Annotated in this window: 13 protein-coding genes; 8 read left to right on the forward strand and 5 right to left on the reverse strand. The window is 65.2% G+C overall.

Going from position 1 to position 16,408, the window contains the following annotated elements; genetic code table 11:
* The 4 genes from AC1DVS_RS08375 to AC1DVS_RS08390 all read right to left on the reverse strand — a co-directional run bounded on the left by AC1DVS_RS08375 (position 1) and on the right by AC1DVS_RS08390 (position 8,287).
* Entirely contained in the window at positions 1-3,990 is a 3,990-nt protein-coding gene (locus tag AC1DVS_RS08375) for a non-ribosomal peptide synthetase (RefSeq protein WP_478021974.1), read from the reverse strand.
* Entirely contained in the window at positions 3,987-5,213 is a 1,227-nt protein-coding gene (locus AC1DVS_RS08380) for a cytochrome P450 (protein ID WP_478021975.1), read from the reverse strand. The genes AC1DVS_RS08375 and AC1DVS_RS08380 overlap by 4 nt, the downstream gene beginning before the upstream one ends.
* Positions 5,213-7,000, reverse strand: a complete 1,788-nt coding sequence (locus tag AC1DVS_RS08385; RefSeq protein ID WP_478021977.1) for a non-ribosomal peptide synthetase — start codon at positions 6,998-7,000, stop codon at positions 5,213-5,215. The genes AC1DVS_RS08380 and AC1DVS_RS08385 overlap by 1 nt, the downstream gene beginning before the upstream one ends.
* A gap of 312 nt (positions 7,001-7,312) precedes the next feature.
* Positions 7,313-8,287, reverse strand: a complete 975-nt coding sequence (locus tag AC1DVS_RS08390) for a hypothetical protein (protein ID WP_478021979.1) — start codon at positions 8,285-8,287, stop codon at positions 7,313-7,315.
* 203 nt (positions 8,288-8,490) lie between these two features.
* Between AC1DVS_RS08390 and AC1DVS_RS08395 the strand changes: the two genes are divergently transcribed.
* Positions 8,491-8,832 (forward strand): hypothetical protein, encoded by a 342-nt coding sequence (locus tag AC1DVS_RS08395; protein ID WP_478021981.1) that lies wholly within the window; start codon positions 8,491-8,493, stop codon positions 8,830-8,832.
* Between the two features lie 129 nt (positions 8,833-8,961).
* Here AC1DVS_RS08395 and AC1DVS_RS08400 read toward each other — a convergent pair whose 3' ends face one another.
* Positions 8,962-9,312: a hypothetical protein gene (locus tag AC1DVS_RS08400; RefSeq protein ID WP_478021982.1), complete on the reverse strand. Its 351-nt coding sequence runs from the start codon at positions 9,310-9,312 to the stop codon at positions 8,962-8,964.
* A gap of 441 nt (positions 9,313-9,753) precedes the next feature.
* Here AC1DVS_RS08400 and AC1DVS_RS08405 point away from each other — a divergent pair, with 441 nt between their 5' ends.
* The 7 genes from AC1DVS_RS08405 to AC1DVS_RS08435 are packed head-to-tail and all read left to right on the forward strand — an operon-like array spanning position 9,754 to position 16,309.
* Complete coding sequence (locus tag AC1DVS_RS08405; protein WP_478021983.1) at positions 9,754-10,764, forward strand: SPFH domain-containing protein; 1,011 nt, start codon at positions 9,754-9,756, stop codon at positions 10,762-10,764.
* A gap of 6 nt (positions 10,765-10,770) precedes the next feature.
* Positions 10,771-11,442, forward strand: a complete 672-nt coding sequence (locus AC1DVS_RS08410) for a DUF4178 domain-containing protein (protein WP_478021985.1) — start codon at positions 10,771-10,773, stop codon at positions 11,440-11,442.
* Positions 11,439-12,755, forward strand: coding sequence for a DUF4178 domain-containing protein (locus AC1DVS_RS08415; RefSeq protein WP_478021987.1), 1,317 nt, complete (start codon positions 11,439-11,441; stop codon positions 12,753-12,755). The genes AC1DVS_RS08410 and AC1DVS_RS08415 overlap by 4 nt, the downstream gene beginning before the upstream one ends.
* Positions 12,756-12,773: 18 nt before the next feature.
* Entirely contained in the window at positions 12,774-12,929 is a 156-nt protein-coding gene (locus tag AC1DVS_RS08420) for a hypothetical protein (protein ID WP_478021988.1), read from the forward strand.
* A gap of 15 nt (positions 12,930-12,944) precedes the next feature.
* A complete protein-coding gene (locus AC1DVS_RS08425; protein WP_478021990.1) occupies positions 12,945-13,151 on the forward strand; it encodes a DUF350 domain-containing protein in 207 nt (68 codons plus the stop codon).
* The gene (locus AC1DVS_RS08430) at positions 13,144-14,679 is read left to right on the forward strand and encodes a polyamine aminopropyltransferase (RefSeq protein ID WP_478021992.1); all 1,536 of its coding nucleotides are present in this window, start codon (positions 13,144-13,146) and stop codon (positions 14,677-14,679) included. Before AC1DVS_RS08425 ends, AC1DVS_RS08430 begins: the two co-directional genes overlap by 8 nt.
* Before the next feature lie 4 nt (positions 14,680-14,683).
* Positions 14,684-16,309, forward strand: coding sequence for a flavin monoamine oxidase family protein (locus AC1DVS_RS08435; protein ID WP_478021993.1), 1,626 nt, complete (start codon positions 14,684-14,686; stop codon positions 16,307-16,309).
* The last annotated feature ends 99 nt before the right edge of the window (positions 16,310-16,408 follow it).

Raw genomic sequence — 16,408 nt, forward strand, 5'->3', positions numbered from 1 at the left:
TCAACTCGCCAGACGCTGTGGCGGCGCCGCCGCGGCGTGATCGAGTGCCGGCTTCAGCATGGCCGCGAAGCTGTCGACAAAGGGCGGCTCCAGCATGGTGCGATGCCCGCCCGGCACGATATGCGCCGTGAAACTGCCGGTCACGTTATTCGCCCAATCCGCTTCGAAATCGAGCACATCGGGGTGCTCCGAAGGCTGGAACAGCACGACATCGCCGTCATAGGGCGCAGGCTCGTAGAGGATCGCGATGCGGTCGAGCGCTGAGCGGAGCTTGGGCTGGAGCACTGCCTCGCGTCCGCCGGCGAGCGCGGCCGCGTCCGACATGCCCTGCAGCCGCTCGAAGAAATAGCCGAGCTTCTTGCCCTTGGGCTGCTCGAGCGACTTGCCGACATGGAAGCGCAATTTGCTCAGGAAGAAGCGCACCGCGCCGATCTTGCGCGCCTTTACCGGATGGAAGGCGTGGACCAGCATCAGCAGCGGCACATCCTCGCCCGCCGCGCGAAGCTGCGAGGCGACGGCGAAGGCGAGGATGCCGGAGGTGCACCAGCCGCCGATCCGATAGGGGCCATGCGGCTGGACTTCGCGCAGGGTCGCGACGACGAGCGCAGCGGCCTCTTCGAAGGTCTTCGGGCAGCCGCCCGCTGCGTCGAGCACGCCATCGACCGAGATGCCGAAGAAAGGCTGGTCGGTGCCGAGCCGGTCAGCAAGCGGGATGAAGGTCGAGCCGCCGTCGAGCCACAGGATCGCCGGCCTGGTGCCATGCGGCTGGATCGGGATCAGCGCGCTTGCATCGATCGGCTGGTCCGAGGTGATGAGCGCCGCCATATCGGCAAGCTTGGGCGCGCGGAACAAAGCCGCCATCGGCAGGCGGATGCCGTAATCCGCCTCGATCCGCCGCAACAGCCGCGCGATCAGCAGCGAATGGCCGCCGAGATCGAAGAAATCATCGTCGCGGTAGACGATGTCGACCTTGAGCACCGTCTGCCAGATCGCCGCGAGCTTCTGCTCCTCGGGCGTTTCGGGCGGCGATGCGATGCGATCGGTCGAGACGCCGGGTTCGGGCAGCGCCTTGCGATCGACCTTGCCGTTTGGCGTCATCGGCAGCGCGTCGAGCGACACGAACCGGCTGGGGATCATATATTCGGGCAAGGTCTCGCCAAGGGCGGCGCGCCATTCGGCCGCATCACCCTCACCGACGACATAGCCCGCCAGCGCGCGCTCGCCGCTGGCATCGGGCCAGGCGCGGACGGCTGCGGCGGTGACGCCGGGCAGCTTCGACAGCGCGCCCTCGACTTCCTCGATCGCAATGCGGAATCCGCGGATCTTCTCCTCGGTGTCCGTCCGGCCAAGGCATTCGAGCACGCCGTCAGCCCGCCAGCGCGCGAGGTCGCCGGTGCGGTAGAAGCGCTCGCCATCATGATCGATGAAGCGCTCAGCGGTGAGATCGGGCCGGCCGCGATAGCCGACCGCAACGCCGCGCCCGCCGATATGCAACTCGCCGATGCCGCCGACGGGGAGATCATTGCCGCAAAGGTCGAGGATGCGGACCTTGGTGTTGGCGATCGGTCGGCCGATCGGCACCGGCCCTGTGCCGGCGGTGACTTTCGCGACCGTCGACCAGATCGTCGTCTCGGTCGGGCCGTACATGTTCCAGAGCTGGCCGACGCGCGGCAGCAATTGCTCGACGAGCGCGCGCGGCAATGCCTCGCCGCCACACAGGATGCGCAGATCGGGATCGCCCGCCCAGCCGGACTCGATCAAACCGCGCCAGGTTGCCGGCGTCGCCTGCATCACATCGGGCTGAGTCTCGGCGATCATCTCGGCCAGCGCCGCCATGTCGCTCACCACGTCACGCGGCGCGAGAATGATCCGCCCGCCCGACACGAGCGGCAGCCACAATTCGAGCTCGGCAATGTCGAAGGAGAGGGTGGTTATCGCGAGCAGGCTTTCACCTTCAGCGAAGCCCGGCGCTTCCTGCATCGCCATCAGCAGATTGACGAGCGCAGCGTGCGGGATCTCGACGCCCTTGGGCTTGCCGGTCGATCCCGAGGTGTAGAGGACATAGGCCAATGCCTCGCCGTCGATGGCAGGCGCGTCATAGGCTTCGACCGGCCAGACCCGGTCCAGCACCAGCTGCGGCGCTGCGTCGCTAGGGATCACATCTTCAGTGCCCGGCTCGACCAGGATCAGGGCAGGTTCGGCGCCCTCGACGATCAACGCGAGGCGAGCAGGCGGGAAGCCCGGGTCGAGCGGCAGATAGGCAGCCCCCGTCTTCGCCACGCCGATCATCGCCGCGACCATCCAGGGCGAACGGTCGAGCGCGAGGCCGACCAGCTGGCCGGGCTTGATGCCCCGGGCAATCAGCTTCGCAGCAATCGCATCGGCCTGGCGGTCGAGCTCGGCATAGGTCCAGTGGTGCGCGCCAAAATCAAGCGCCGCCGCGTCGGGCATCTCCGCCACGCGCGCCGCGAACCAGTCGACGACATTGCTGTGGGGCAGGGGACGAGCGGTGTCGTTCCACGTCTCGGCCAGCAGCGTCTGCTCGGCCGCATCGATCATCGGCAGCTTGGCAAGCGGCGTCGACGGATCGGCGGCAGCGCCTTCGAGCAGCCGCGTCCAGTGCGCGATCATGCGGTGGATCGTCGCCTTGTCGAACAACTCGGTCGAATAAAGGAAGCGCCCGGCCATGCCCTCGGGCCGTTCGTCGAGCTCGAGATAGAGATCGTATTTCGCCGCGCCGACGACGACGTCCATCTGAGTCAGGTCCCAGCCTTGCGGGAAGGGATCGACCGGCGGCTCGATCGAGAAGAGCGTGTTGAACAGCGGATGCGTGCCGCTGCCGCGCTTGATGTCGAGCGCGCGGATCAGCCGGTCGAACGGCACATCGCTCGCGCCCAACGCACCGATCACGCTGCGCTTCACGCTGGCGAGATAGGCACGGAACGGGGTGTCGCCCCTGGGCTGGCTGCGCAGCGCCATGGTGTTGAGGAAATAGCCCATCAACGCCTGCAATTCCGGCCGCCGCCGCGTATCCGTCACGCCGCCGACGATGATGTCATTGTCGCCGGTATAGCGGAACAGCATCGCCTTATAGGCGGCGAGCAGCACCATATAGAGCGTTGCGCCCTCGGTGCGGGCAAGGGCCTTGAGCGCATGGATCAGGGGCTCGGAAAGCTCGAACACCTCCATCGACCCGGCATGGGTCGGGGCAGGCGAGCGCTGGCGGTCGCCGGCGACTTCAAGGCGCGGCAGCGGTTCGGCGAGCGCGCTACGCCAGAAGTCGATCTGACGGGTGATCTTCGACGGATCGGTGTCGTCGGCCTGCCAGGCGGCATAATCGGCATATTGCAGCGCGGGCTCGGCCAGCGGCGAAGGCTCGCCAGCCTCGAACGCTGCGACCAAGGCCGCCAGCTCGGGCACAAGCGTGCGATAGATCGAAACGCCATCGAAGATGATGTGATGCAGCGTGAGGTAAAGCCGGTGCTCTTCCGCGCCGAGCTTGATCACCCGCGCCCTGAACAGGGGCGCCTGCTCGAACGGGATCGGTGCGCGCGCATCCTCCGTCGCGAGGCGCAATGCCTCGGCCTCGCGCTCGCCCTCGGGAAGGTGGCTGATATCGATCAGCGCCAGCGCCATCGGCTGTGCCGATGCAACCTGCTGGATCAGCTCGCCCTCGACTTCGACGAACGCAGTCCGCCAGATCGCATGGCGGCGGACGATCTCGCTCAGCGCATATTCGAGCGCGGCGTGGTTATAGGCCCCGAGCCGATGAATCGTGATCGATTCATTATAGAGCGGCATGTCCGGCGCCATCTGCGCATGCAGCCAGAGCTGGCTCTGCTCGGCGGTCAGCGGCACCAGACGCGCCGGATCGCGCGGCAGGATCGGATCGGGCGTGGCGGTGGCGGCCGGGCTCGCGTCGCCGCTCAGCATCCGCGCGAGCAGCTTGCGGCGCGCCTCGGCTGCGTCGATCTGGACGGGCATGTTCATGCGAAGGTCACCGGTAAAGCCTTGAGGCCGCGCAGGCCGAGATTCTCGCGCCATTCGAGGCGGCCCTCACCCAGCGCCAGCCCGGGCAGCCGCCCGAGCAGCGTGTTGAACGCTATCCGTCCTTCCATCCGCGCGAGCGGCGCGCCGAAGCAGAAATGCGCCGCCCACCCAAAGGCGAGATGGCGATTGTCGGTCCGTGCGAAATCGAGCGTATCGGGCTCGGCAAAGCGCTCCGGATCGCGATTGCCCGCCGCCATCACCGCCATCACGGCGGCGCCCTTCTTGATCACCTTGCCGCCCATCACCGTGTCTTCGCGGCAGATGCGGCCGGTATGCTGGCTCGGCGTTTCGTAACGCAGCAATTCCTCGACCGCGCTCTCGGCGATCTCGGGCCGGTCGCGCAGTTCGGCGAGGCGGTCGGGCTGCTGCAGCAGGGTCAGCAGACCGTTGCCGATCAGATTGGTGGTGGTCTCCTGGCCGCCGACCATCGTCACGATGATGTTGGCGATCACCTCTTCCTCGGAGAGCCGCGCGCCGTCGATCTCGGCCTCGACCAGCGATCGGATCAGCCCGTCGCCAAGCTTGCGCTCCTCCTCGCGGATCGCGCTGCGGAAATAGGCGGTCATGTCGGCGACGCTCTTCAGCACCTGGCCGACGCGTTCCGGGTTATGCTGGAAATTGCCGAGCATCTCGGCGAAATCCGCTGACCAGGCCTTGAGCTGGGCGTGATCCGCCGAGGGCACGCCGAGCAGATGCGCGGTCACGATCGCCGGGAAGGGTGCGGCGAAATCGGCGATGACGTCCATCGACCCCTTGGCCAAAGCCGTGTCGACCAGCTCATTGGCGATCGCGACGATCCGCTCCTCCAGCAGCTCGACCCGGCGCGGCGTGAAGGCCTGCGAACAGAGCTTGCGCAGCCTTGTGTGATCGGGCGCGTCGAGGAACAGCATCTGCTTGACCATGACGGCCGCGATCGGCTCGATATGGGCAAGGCCGAGCGCGCGCATCGATTCAGGCGAAGGGGTGCGATCAGCCGAGAAGCTGTGCAGCACGCTGTGCACATCGGCATAGCGCGTCACCACCCAGCAATGCAGGAACGGGTCCCAATGGACCGGATCCTCCTCGCGCAGCCGGGCATAGAGCGGGTATGGGTCAGCCAGCACCGCCGGATCAAGCAGGCGGTACAGGCTGAGCGAGGGGTCGGACGCAGGCTGCGACGCCATCAGCCGGCCGCCATCCGCTGGATGTCCTCGTCGCTCATCGCGTCGAGCTTGGCGATGATCAGCTCCTCGATCACGCTGGCGAGGCTCGCAACGGTGCGGCCTTCGAACAGATGGAACAGGGTGAGCTCGACGCCAAAGGCATCGCGTGCGCGGACCACGACCTGAGTACCGAGCAGCGAGTGCCCGCCAAGCAGGAAGAAATCATCGTCCACGCCGATATCCTGCCGCCCGATCACGCCAGCGACGATCTCGAGCAGGCGCTGTTCGGTCGGGCTGGCGGGGGCGCGGCCGGCCGGAGCCTCAGCCATGGCGCATTCGGCTGGATCGGGCAGAGCCTTCACATCGACCTTGCCATTGGGCGTCAGCGGCAATGCGGCGAGCGATGCGAAGCGCGCCGGCACCATATAATCGGGCAGCGTCTCGGCGAGCACCGCACGCAGGCCCGAAGGGGTGAGTGCGGCATTATCAGCCGGCACGACATAAGCGATCAGCTCGCCGTCGCGGGCAATCACCGCGCTGGTCGATATCTCGGGCAGCCGGTTGAGCGCGGCGGCGATTTCAGCCGGCTCGATACGGTGGCCGCGGATCTTGACCTGCCCGTCGACACGGCCGCGGAACCCGATCTCGCCGCTCTCGAGCAGCACGCCAAGGTCGCCGGTGCGATAGAGGCGGCCATGGTCGAGATGCGCGCCAAACCGCTCTTCAGTCAGCGCCGCATCGCCGCGATAGCCGCGCGCGACCTGTGCGCCGCCGATGCAGATCTCGCCCGGCTCGCCGGGGGCAACCGGTGTGCCTTCGTCGTCGAGCAGATGGATCTGGGTCCCCGCGATCGGCCGTCCGATCGAAGGCAGGCCCTCGCCTTCGGGCGACACCACGCCCGACGTCGCGACCACAGTGCTCTCGGTCGGCCCGTAATTGTTGACGAAGGTGAAGGGCAGCCCGGGCGCCGGGCGCACCGTCAGCTTGTCGGCGCCGGTCAACAGCACGCGCAGCGCAGCCTCAGCGGGCCAGCTCATAGCCACCATCGGTTCGGCGAGGGCGGTCGGGGCGAAGGCGACTTCGATCCGCTCGGCCACCAACCAGTCGCGCAGCCGCGCCGGATCAAGCCGGGTAGCATCGTCGACCAGAACGAGCGTGCCGCCGGCGGCAAGCGTCGGCCAGATTTCCCAGGCAGCCGCATCGAAACCAAGCCCGGCAAGATGGCTGGTCCGCGTTCCCACCCCGACTTCAAAGGCATGCTGATGCCAATCAATCAGCGCGGCCAGATTGGCATGAGTCACCTCGACAGCCTTGGGCGTGCCGGTCGAGCCTGAAGTGTAGATCACATAGGCAAGCGCGTCCGGGTCAATCGCTTCCGGAGCGAGCGTCGCGCCGTCCTTAACGGCGTCGGGGCCGACAAGCGCAACATCGCCGCCAATCCACGCACCGGCACCGGGCTGGGCCACCAGGGCAGCGCAGCCAGCATCCGCCACCAGCGTCGCGAGCCGCTGTTGGGGCCAGGCCGGGTCGAGCGGCAGATAGGCAGCGCCGGTGCGCCACGCGGCGAGCATCGCCACGATCTGGTCGATCGAGCGCGGCAGGCAGACAGCGACAAGATCGCCCGCGCTGACACCCTGTTCACGCAAGCGAGCGGCAACCGATCCGACTCGCGTTTCGAGATCACCATAGCCAAGCATTGTGCCACCCGACTCGATGGCGACTGCGTCAGGCGCATGGAGTGCCATGCGTGCGACCATATCTGGCGCGCACGAAGCGGCGAAGGGAGGCTTCATCTGGTCTGCGATCATGGATAACCCCGGGCTTAAGCAGCGCCAGATGCCCACAAACTGGTGACATAAGACTTAATAAGCGCGATTTTTTCGTTGAGGGGCGCCGGGCGATTGCCGCCGTCTTTTCCCTCTCCCAGCGGGAGAGGGAGGGGCCCATTGCGAAGCAATGGGAGGGTGAGGGCGACCAGCATGAGCGTCTCGCCCTCAACCTCACCCCGCGCTGCTGCGCAGCTTACCCCTCTCCTGAAAGGAGAGGGGAAGAAGGGCGCCCGCACGATGTGTGAATCTGGAAGCCCGCAAGCAGGAGGGGGTGACACCCATACAGGATCGTCACCGCTGTGGCGGCGGTTGCAACCAAGGCGAGATATAAGCCCAAAATATGACGGTCGCGCCAAGATAGTCGCGTGCGAAATCGGTGAAGTCCTCCTTGGTAAAGGGCTTGCCGGTCTTGGGGTCGATAAAGTCCAGGTCCGGTTCCTGCACCGACATGGCGACCAGCTTCAACTTCCCGCGATATTCGTTCAGGAAACGGTAGGAGTTGACCATCTGAGCGTGGTTGAAAGGATAGATGTCGGGCCCGCCCATACCGATACCGTGGGTGGCGGCCTGGGCAAAAGCCCGGCTCATATAATGGCGGCTGTCCTTCCAGTCGCAGGGCCAGAAGTTTGCGAACATCGCAACCGCGGTCTTGTGGAAGGCCGCGCGCGCGACGGTGATATTTTCCATCTCCGCGTCGAAATAGCCGTCGCAGGTGAAGCCCTTCTCGCCTTCCGGGAGATGGGCGTCCATCGCGGTCTCGCCGAGATCGATACCGTAAATCCGGCCGTCGAAGCGCGCCGCAAGCGCGCGCAGCAATTTCTGGTAACGGGCGCGCACCGCCGGGTTCCATTGCATGGCGACCACGCCGTTGGGGCTCTTGTTGGTGCCGGATTCGGTGCCCGGATAGGAATATTGGAAGACGATGCCGCCCTGATATTTGGGATCTTCGGCCAGATAATCGGGTATGCCTTTCCACTTCAGGGAAAAGGTACGGTCGCCGATCGAGACCCACAGTTTCTTGTGCAGCCTCCGTGCCACGGCAAGGTCCTGTTCGAGTTTCGAAAAGTCATACTCATCCTTCCGGGGCTCGAGCAGTCGCCAGGGATAGATGATCTGTCCGCCTTCTATGTCGGGCCGGGCCAGCATGTCGCGATGGTCGGACATGTCGTCGGCGTCGAGGAACAGGAAGTTCACCGGCTCGGCAGCTCGCGCCGGACATGCCGCGAGCAGGGCCAGAACGCAGGATATGTACGTCAGCAGTTTCATCGCCACACTGGTCCCTGATCCTAGAGTCGAATTCGACCCGCTTTGCCCGTCATGCCGGACCTGTTCCGGCATCCACTGCGCCGATGTTTCCGAACAACTGAGGCGTGGAGAAATTGGCCTGGCGGCTCTCGCCCCAACTCCAGTCGTTGAAGCCTGTGGGTCATCGACCTAGAAGCGGAAGCAAGAGGTCGGAAGATGGCGATATGATTGGCGATCTGGCAGTGATGGCGATGTGGGCCATCGCTTGTGCAATATTCGGGATCATCGTGGCGTTTGCCCTTGCTAAATGGGCGTCGCGCTGGAGCGTCACTAGGCGGGTTGTTGGGGCGACATGCGCATCGACGTTGCCCGTGTTCGGTGTCGCCGGATTTGCCCTTGCAGCCTTAGGCGGCTTTCCAATGTCGGTGCTGTCGATGTCGCTTGACGAGTTTCTCATCCCATTTTTCATTCAGCTAACTCTCATCGTGGCATTCTCCGCTCCGGCTACTTGGTTGGTATCCCGACAGGCGAGAAACGCACCTCATCTCGCAGATATATTCGAGTGACGGCGCATCGTCGTCGCCTCACGATCTAAGCCCTGTCGTTCACCCGAGCGGCCCAGCTGCAGTCGTCCCAGTAGCGGACGATTACGCAGTTCGTCCGCGCGACTGAAAACCGACAGCGTCTGCCTCGAGCTACGCCCGCTTCCAGTCAGCCCATCTTGCCCGCAGTGCTTGCAACCGCTCGGCCAATTCGCCCTTCCCACCTTGGAACTGAGGGAAGGTCTCAGCCCCCCAGTCGGTTGATTCCACCAGATGCGCCACTGCGGTGCGCTGATCGAACCCGAACTCCGCTTCCAAGGCAGCAACTGTGATCGGGTCGTGTGCCTCCACCAGCGCTTCTGATCGCGCTGTGTAGCGAAGCCACCCGTCAACGTTGCCGAAGGTGCCGTCGTTATCCACGGCGCTGTTCAAGCATGTCTGAAACTGCGCTCCAAGCGTAAAAAGCTGCCAGGCGATTTCAGCGCAATGCCGGCCGTTCAGCATCCCTCGCCGAAAGCGGCTGTTTATGAGTTCACGCCCAAGATAGCAGATGCCGGCCCTGACATGTACAATGTTCTGTACAGATAGGAAATGTCAGCGCCCCGCATGACATTTCCAACAGGCATAAGTGATCGCCGGTCACAGCCCCGATATCCCGCCTCCCGGCCTGCCTCTCACACCCCCCCGATGGGCATGACATAATTCTCCAACGCGCAAGGCGCCAATTCACGCTTCCGCCCTCGTGGAACTCCAACGCACGTGGCCGAATGCATCCCGAATTATGTCACACGCTCCAACATCGGCGTGAGCAAGCGGCACTATGCCACGGCCCGATTCAACCCCCGATTCAACCATGGCCGCAAACCTCATACTCTCCTCCCATGTCGCTTTTGCATTTCGCCCCGCCCAAGAACCCTCTAGACTGGGCGCAACTGGAGGATGGTCATGGGCATATTGGATTTTCTCTCGAAGCAGTTCGTCGACGTCATCGACTGGATGGACGAGCCCGGTGTGCTCGCGATCCGCTATCCCTTCCATGATCGCGAGATCAAGAATGGCGCGCAGCTCACCGTAAGAGAGGGCCAGAAGGCGTTCTTCTACAATGAAGGGCAGATCGCCGACGTGTTCCAGCCCGGGCTCTACACGCTGGACACCGGCACCCTGCCGATCCTGACCGCGCTGAGGAACTGGGACAAGGGGTTCACCTCTCCCTTCAAGTCGGACATCTTCTTCTTCACCGCGCGTGAGCAGGCCGGTCTGAAATGGGGCACCGCCCAGCCGATCACCGTGCGCGACAAGGAATTCGGGCCGCTGCGCATCCGCGCCTTTGGCAGCTATTCCTTCCGCATCGAGGAAGTGTCGGTCTTCGCCGCCAAGCTGATGGGCACGCTTGATCAGTTGACCGTCACTGATATCGAATCGCAGCTGCGCAGCGCGATCGTGACCTCTCTGGCTTCCGGCCTCGGCAAGGGCGAAACCGCCTTTGTCGATCTCGCCGGAGACCAGGCCGCGCTGTCGGAACGGCTGCTCGCCGCAGTCGCCCCCGCTTTCGAGCAATGGGGCCTGAAATGCTGCAGCTTCTATGTCGAGAGCCTGTCGCTGCCCGAGGCAGTGCAGGAGTATCTCGACAAGGCGAGCTCGATGCGGGTGGTCGGCGATCTCGATCGCTATGTCCGCTTCCAGACCGCCGAGGCGATCGACACCGCGGCCGCGCAATCGGGCGGCGTTGCCGGGGTCGGCGCCGGCGCCGCGGTCGGCATGGCGATCGGCCAGAGCATGGCCGGCAGCTTCGCCCAGCCCGCGCCGGCAGTACCGGCACCGGCACAGGCGGCCGGGGCGCCGGCTGAGGATCCTTATCAGCAGATCGAGAAACTCCACCGGCTGGTGACGGTCGGCGCGATCACCCAGGAGGATTTCGACGCGAAGAAGGCGGCATTGCTGGCCAAGATCGTCTGACGACCCATGTTCATGGCGAATTGCCCCAATTGCGGTGCGGCGCTCAGCTTTCGCTCGGTCGATCTGCCGGTGAGGGTCTGCGACTATTGTCACAGCTCGATCCTTCGCACCGACAAGGGGCTGGTGTTGGCAGGCAAGGTTGCCGAGGTGCCCGAGGATGTCAGTCCGTTGCAGATCGGCGTGCGCGGCAGGGATGGCGCCCGGAGTTTCGAGCTGATCGGCCGTGTCCGCTGGCGCTGGGCGGATGGCGGCTGGAACGAATGGCTCGCTCTGTTCAACGATGGTTCGACCGGCTGGATCGGCGAGGCGATGGGCCGCTACATGCTGCTCCACGAGGTTGCGGCTACTGGCCTGGGCGGCGCGGTCGAGCGCAGCCTGCAAGCGGGCGCACAGATCATCCTCGGCACGGCGGCGGTGATCGACGGCGTCGAATACGTCGTCTCAGACGTGAAGGAAGCGACCTGCGCCGGGAGCGAGGGCGAGCTCCCCTTCAACACCCCGCCCGGCTTTACCATGCCGAGCGTCGATCTGATGGCGGCTGACGGCCACTGCGCCAGTATCCAGATGGATGCTGGCGAGGTGAAACTGTATGTCGGCCGCTATATGACGCTTGCCGGTATGAAGGCGACCGGCCTGCGCGCCTTTGACGGCTGGCCGATGCCCCGGTTCGCCGCGTGAGCACAGCACCCCCGACGACACCCCAGTCGTCAGTCCGCGCGCTGAACTGCACTCAGTGCGGCGGCATCCTGTCGCTGCGCGCGGCGGGCTATACCGTAAGCCTCGTCTGCGAACATTGCGGCGCCACGCTCGACACCACGGATCCCGATCTGCGCGTCATCGCCACGGCTACCGCAGCGGTCACGCGCCCACCGATAGCCCTCGGCACACGCGGTGTGCTGCGCGGCGAGACCTGGGAAGTGGTCGGCTATCTCGAACGCTCGGATGGCGAGGAGAGCTGGTCCGAATATCTGCTGTTCAATCCCTATCGCGGCTATGGCTGGTTGATCGATGACGGTCGCCGCTTCAGCTACGGCTTCCTGCTCGACAGGCTCCCCGAGTTGGAGGGCACGCAGTTCGTCGTCGACGGCAAGGGTTTCGACTGGGACAGCGGCCCCTATCCGGTCGAGGTCAGCTTCGTCGTCGGCGAATTCTATTGGCGGGTCGCGGTCGGCGAACGGGTGCGGGTCACTGACTATGCCCGCCCCGGCACGATGCTGTCGTGCGAGGAAAATGAGAGCGAGCGGACCTGGTCGAAGCTTGACCTGCTTGAGTGGGGCGAGGCTGAGCGCGCGTTCAATGTTCAGCAGCGCGCCCGCCCCGACGGCGACGCGCCGGCGCCGCACGAGCCCTCGCCATGGCGGGACCGGATGGTCGAAAGCCTGATCATCGCTGCGGTGGCGGCGGTGACCCTGATCATCATTTCCACCATGGGCTCCAGGGTCGACCGGCTCGCCAGCGTCAACGCCGAGGTGGGGCTGGACGGCGCACCGCGGACAGTGGTGATCCACGACATCACCATCCCGCAGCGCAGCAGCGCGGTCGGCATTTCAGCGCAATCCGACCAGCTCGATAATGACTGGATCGATCTCGATTATTCGCTCGTCGACAAGCGGACCCAGGAAAGCTTCGATTCCTACGGCCTTGCCGAACATTATTCCGGCAGCGACAGCGACGGCTCATGGAGCGAGGGCGACACCAGGCCGAACACGCGTCTGTCGAGCATCCCGCCCGGCACCTATGATCTGGTCGTCGAACTTTCCGCGCATCGCTGGGTAGCGAACAGTTCGCCGGGCTTTTTCGGGTCCATTGACGCGAATCCGGTGCCGATCCCGGTGACGATCAATGTCGATCGCGGCGGCGTTTTCGGCGGCAATATCATCCTCGGGCTGATCCTGATCCTGATCTGGCCTGCGTTCGTGGCCTGGCGCCATTACAGCTTCGAGAAAAGGCGCAGCGGCTTCGCTGGTGATGATGATGACGATGATGATTGATGACGGGGGAGACGATTCATGAAATTCTCGTCGATTGTCTACGCGCTGTTCTGCGTGCTGGTCCTGGTGGGGTTCACGCAGAGCGCGCGGACCGGCTTTTCTCCGTTCGCCGATGGCGGCGCGCGCGGCATGGGCCATGGCGGTTTTGGCTTCTACGGCCCAACCCATAAATAAAAGAGGGATATTCCAATGCTTTCCAGCACCATCCTCATCGCCACACTGGTTTATGCCGGCATCGGCCTCGCCATCTTCGTCCTTGGCTTTCTGCTCTGGGACAAGCTCACCCCGGTCGATCTCTGGGGAGAGATCTGCAAGGGCAACACAGCCGTCGCCATCTTCGCGGGTGCGATCGCGATTGGCTTGTCGATGATCATCTCGGCGGCCATTCATGGATGATGGACCGGCCGGGCATCTGTCCCGGCCATCCCGCCTTGGCGCGGCACTGCTGGTTTCCGCCTTTGTCGTCGCCACCTGCGGACTGATCTACGAGCTGCTGGCGGGCACGCTGGCAAGCTATCTGCTCGGCGACAGCGTCACCCAATTCTCGATCGTCATCGGCACCTATCTGTTCGCGATGGGCATGGGCAGCTGGTGCTCGCGCTATGTAAAGAGCGACGAGCTCGCGATCTTCGTCCGCGTCGAGATCCTGATTGCGGCGATCGGCGGCGCCTCGACGGCGGTGCTGTTCCTGCTGTTCGATCGCGTCGCTGATTTCCGCATTCCGCTCTACGGGCTGGTGCTGGCGATCGGCGCGCTGGTCGGGCTCGAAATCCCGCTGCTGATGCGCATCCTCAAGGACCGGCTCGAATTCAGCGATCTCGTCTCCAAGGTGCTGACCTTCGATTATGTCGGCGCGCTCGCCGCCTCGGTGCTGTTTCCGCTGCTGCTGGTGCCGCATCTCGGGCTGATGCGGACCGGCTTCCTGTTCGGCCTCGCCAATGTCGGCGTCGCGATCGCGCTGATCGTGATGCTGCCGGGCAAGCGCCGTCTTCGCGTGGAGCTTGCCGCCGCGATCCTGGTCGCGATCGCGCTGGGCGCCGGCTTTATCGCCTCCGAGCGACTGCAGCGCACGGCCGAAGTCGCCGTCTATGGCGACCCGATCCTGTACGCGACCTCGACGCCTTATCAGCGCATCGTCATCACCAAGCGCGGCGACGATCTGCGCCTCTTCCTCAACGGCAATCTGCAATTCTCGTCGCGCGACGAATATCGCTATCACGAGGCGCTGGTCCATCCGGTGATGAGCCGCGCCCACGCCCCGCGCAACATATTGGTGCTGGGCGGCGGCGACGGCCTCGCGCTGCGCGAGATATTGAAATATCCAAGCGTCGCCTCGATCACCCTGGTCGATCTCGATCCCGAGATGACCGCGCTGTTCACCCACAGCGGCATGCTGGCGGCGCTCAATCACGGTGCTTTCCGGTCGCCCAAGGTGCATGTCATCAACACCGACGCGTTCCGCTGGCTGCGCGCAAACAGCCGGCGCTTCGACGCCGCGTTCGTCGATTTCCCCGATCCGACCAATTTCTCGATCGGCAAGCTTTACACCGTCAGCTTCTACCGCGAACTCGCCCGTGCACTGGCGCCGGGCGCGACCCTCAGCGTCCAGAGCACGTCGCCCCTGGTCGCGCCGCGCGCTTACTGGACGGTGGCGACCACGCTAGAGGCGGCCGGGCTGACGACGCGCGGCTATCATGTCTATGTCCCGAGCTTCGGCGAATGGGGCTTTGTGCTCGCCTCGAACCAGCCGATCGGCCGGCCCGATCCGCTGCCCGCCGGCCTGCGCTTCCTCACCCCGCAGACCGATGCGCTCGCCTTCGTCTTCCCGCCCGACATGGCGCGGCGCCCGGTGCCAGTGAACCGGCTCGACAACCAGGCGCTGGTCCGCGAGTTCGAGGCCGAATGGGCCGTGTACGAGGGCTGATGGCATGACCGTCTCCCGTCGCGGCGTGATTGCCGGATCGGTCGGTGCGGTCGCGGCGATCGGCGCCGGGGCCGCCGCGTGGCACGCGCGCGACACGGCCATTCCCGGTACGCTCGACGGCGCCGATTTCACCCGCGGCCACCGCCTGCGCGGTGGCGCGAGCTTCCCCGAGCCGAGCCGCACGATCGAAACCGGCATCGCCATCCTCGGCGGCGGCGTCGCGGGTCTCTCGGCTGCCTGGACGCTGGCCGAGGCGGGCGTGAAGGATTTCCGCCTGTTCGAGCTCGAGGACAGGGCAGGGGGCAATGCCCGCTCGGGCCGCAACGCCGTCTCGGCTTATCCGCTTGGCGCGCATTATCTGCCGCTTCCCAATGTCGAGGCGAAGGGCGTGCTGCGCCTGCTCGAACGGCTCGGTATCGTGACCGGGCGAGAAGGGGGCAAGCCGGTCTTCGATCCCTATCAGCTCGTCTCCGATCCCGACGAGCGCCTGCTCCATCTCGGCAAATGGCAGGAGGGCTTGATCCCGACCGTGGGCCTCACGCCGGCCGACAAGCATGATCTGAACGCCTTCTTCGCCGCCATGGCCGCCTTTCGCGACCGCCGCGACGCCGCCGGTCGGCCGGCCTTCGCGCTGCCGATGGAATATAGCGCGCGCGATCCCGATCTGCTTGCGCTGGACAAGCTCACCTTCTCGGCCTGGCTCGATGCGCAGGGCTGGCATTCGCCGATCCTGCGCGGCCATGTCCGCTATGCCTGCCGCGACGATTACGGCACTGAGCCCGATCAGGTCTCGGCCTGGGCCGGCATCCATTATTTCGCCAGTCGGCGCGGCGTCGCGGCGAACGCATCCAGCGATACGGTCCTGACCTGGCCCGAGGGCAATGGCCATCTCGTCGGCCGCATGGCCGCGCGGCTCGCGGCACACCTCCAGTGCGGGCAGATCGTCCACCGTGTCAGGGCCGTGGAGAAGGGCGTCGAGATCCACAGCTTCGATGTCGCCTCGGGCAAGACGGTGCGCGTCACTGCGCGCAGTGCCATCCTCGCCACGCCGCATTTCGTCACGCGCCGCCTGGTGCCGTCCGGCCATCTCGCCGAGGGGTCGTTCGACTATGCCCCCTGGATCGTCGCCAATGTGACGGTCGATCGGCCGCCCGCCGGGAGGGGTTTCGGACTTGCCTGGGACAATGTGTCCTGGACAAGCCGCTCGCTAGGCTATGTCGTCGCAACCCATCAGTCGCTGAATACGACGCCCGGACCGACAGTGCTCAGCTGGTATCTGCCGCTCTCCGACATGAGCCCCGCCGACGCCCGGCACGCGCTGATCGCGCAGCCGCTCGACCATTGGCAGGCCATGGTCCGCGACGACCTGCTCCAGACCAACCCCGATCTGGCCGGTGCGATCTCGCGGATCGATATCTGGCGCTGGGGCCATGCGATGATCCGCCCCACGCCCGGCTTCTTCTGGAGCGGCGCCCGCGAAGCGGCCGCGCGCCCGCAGCCGCCCTTGTTCTTCGCCCATTCGGATCTGAGCGGCCTCTCCTTGTTCGAGGAAGCGCATTATCGCGGCACAAGCGCCGCCCAGGACGCAATGACGCATCTCGCCATTCCCCATACCGACGTGCTGGTATAGGATGATGCATCAGGAGTGCGTGCCATCAGCTTTCCATTTCCGTCACCCCGGACTTGTTCCGGGGTCCACCGTTCCGCGGGAGCAACGCCTGCGCAGCCT

It is taken from the genome of Sphingomonas sp. P3_C5, from assembly GCF_056402635.1.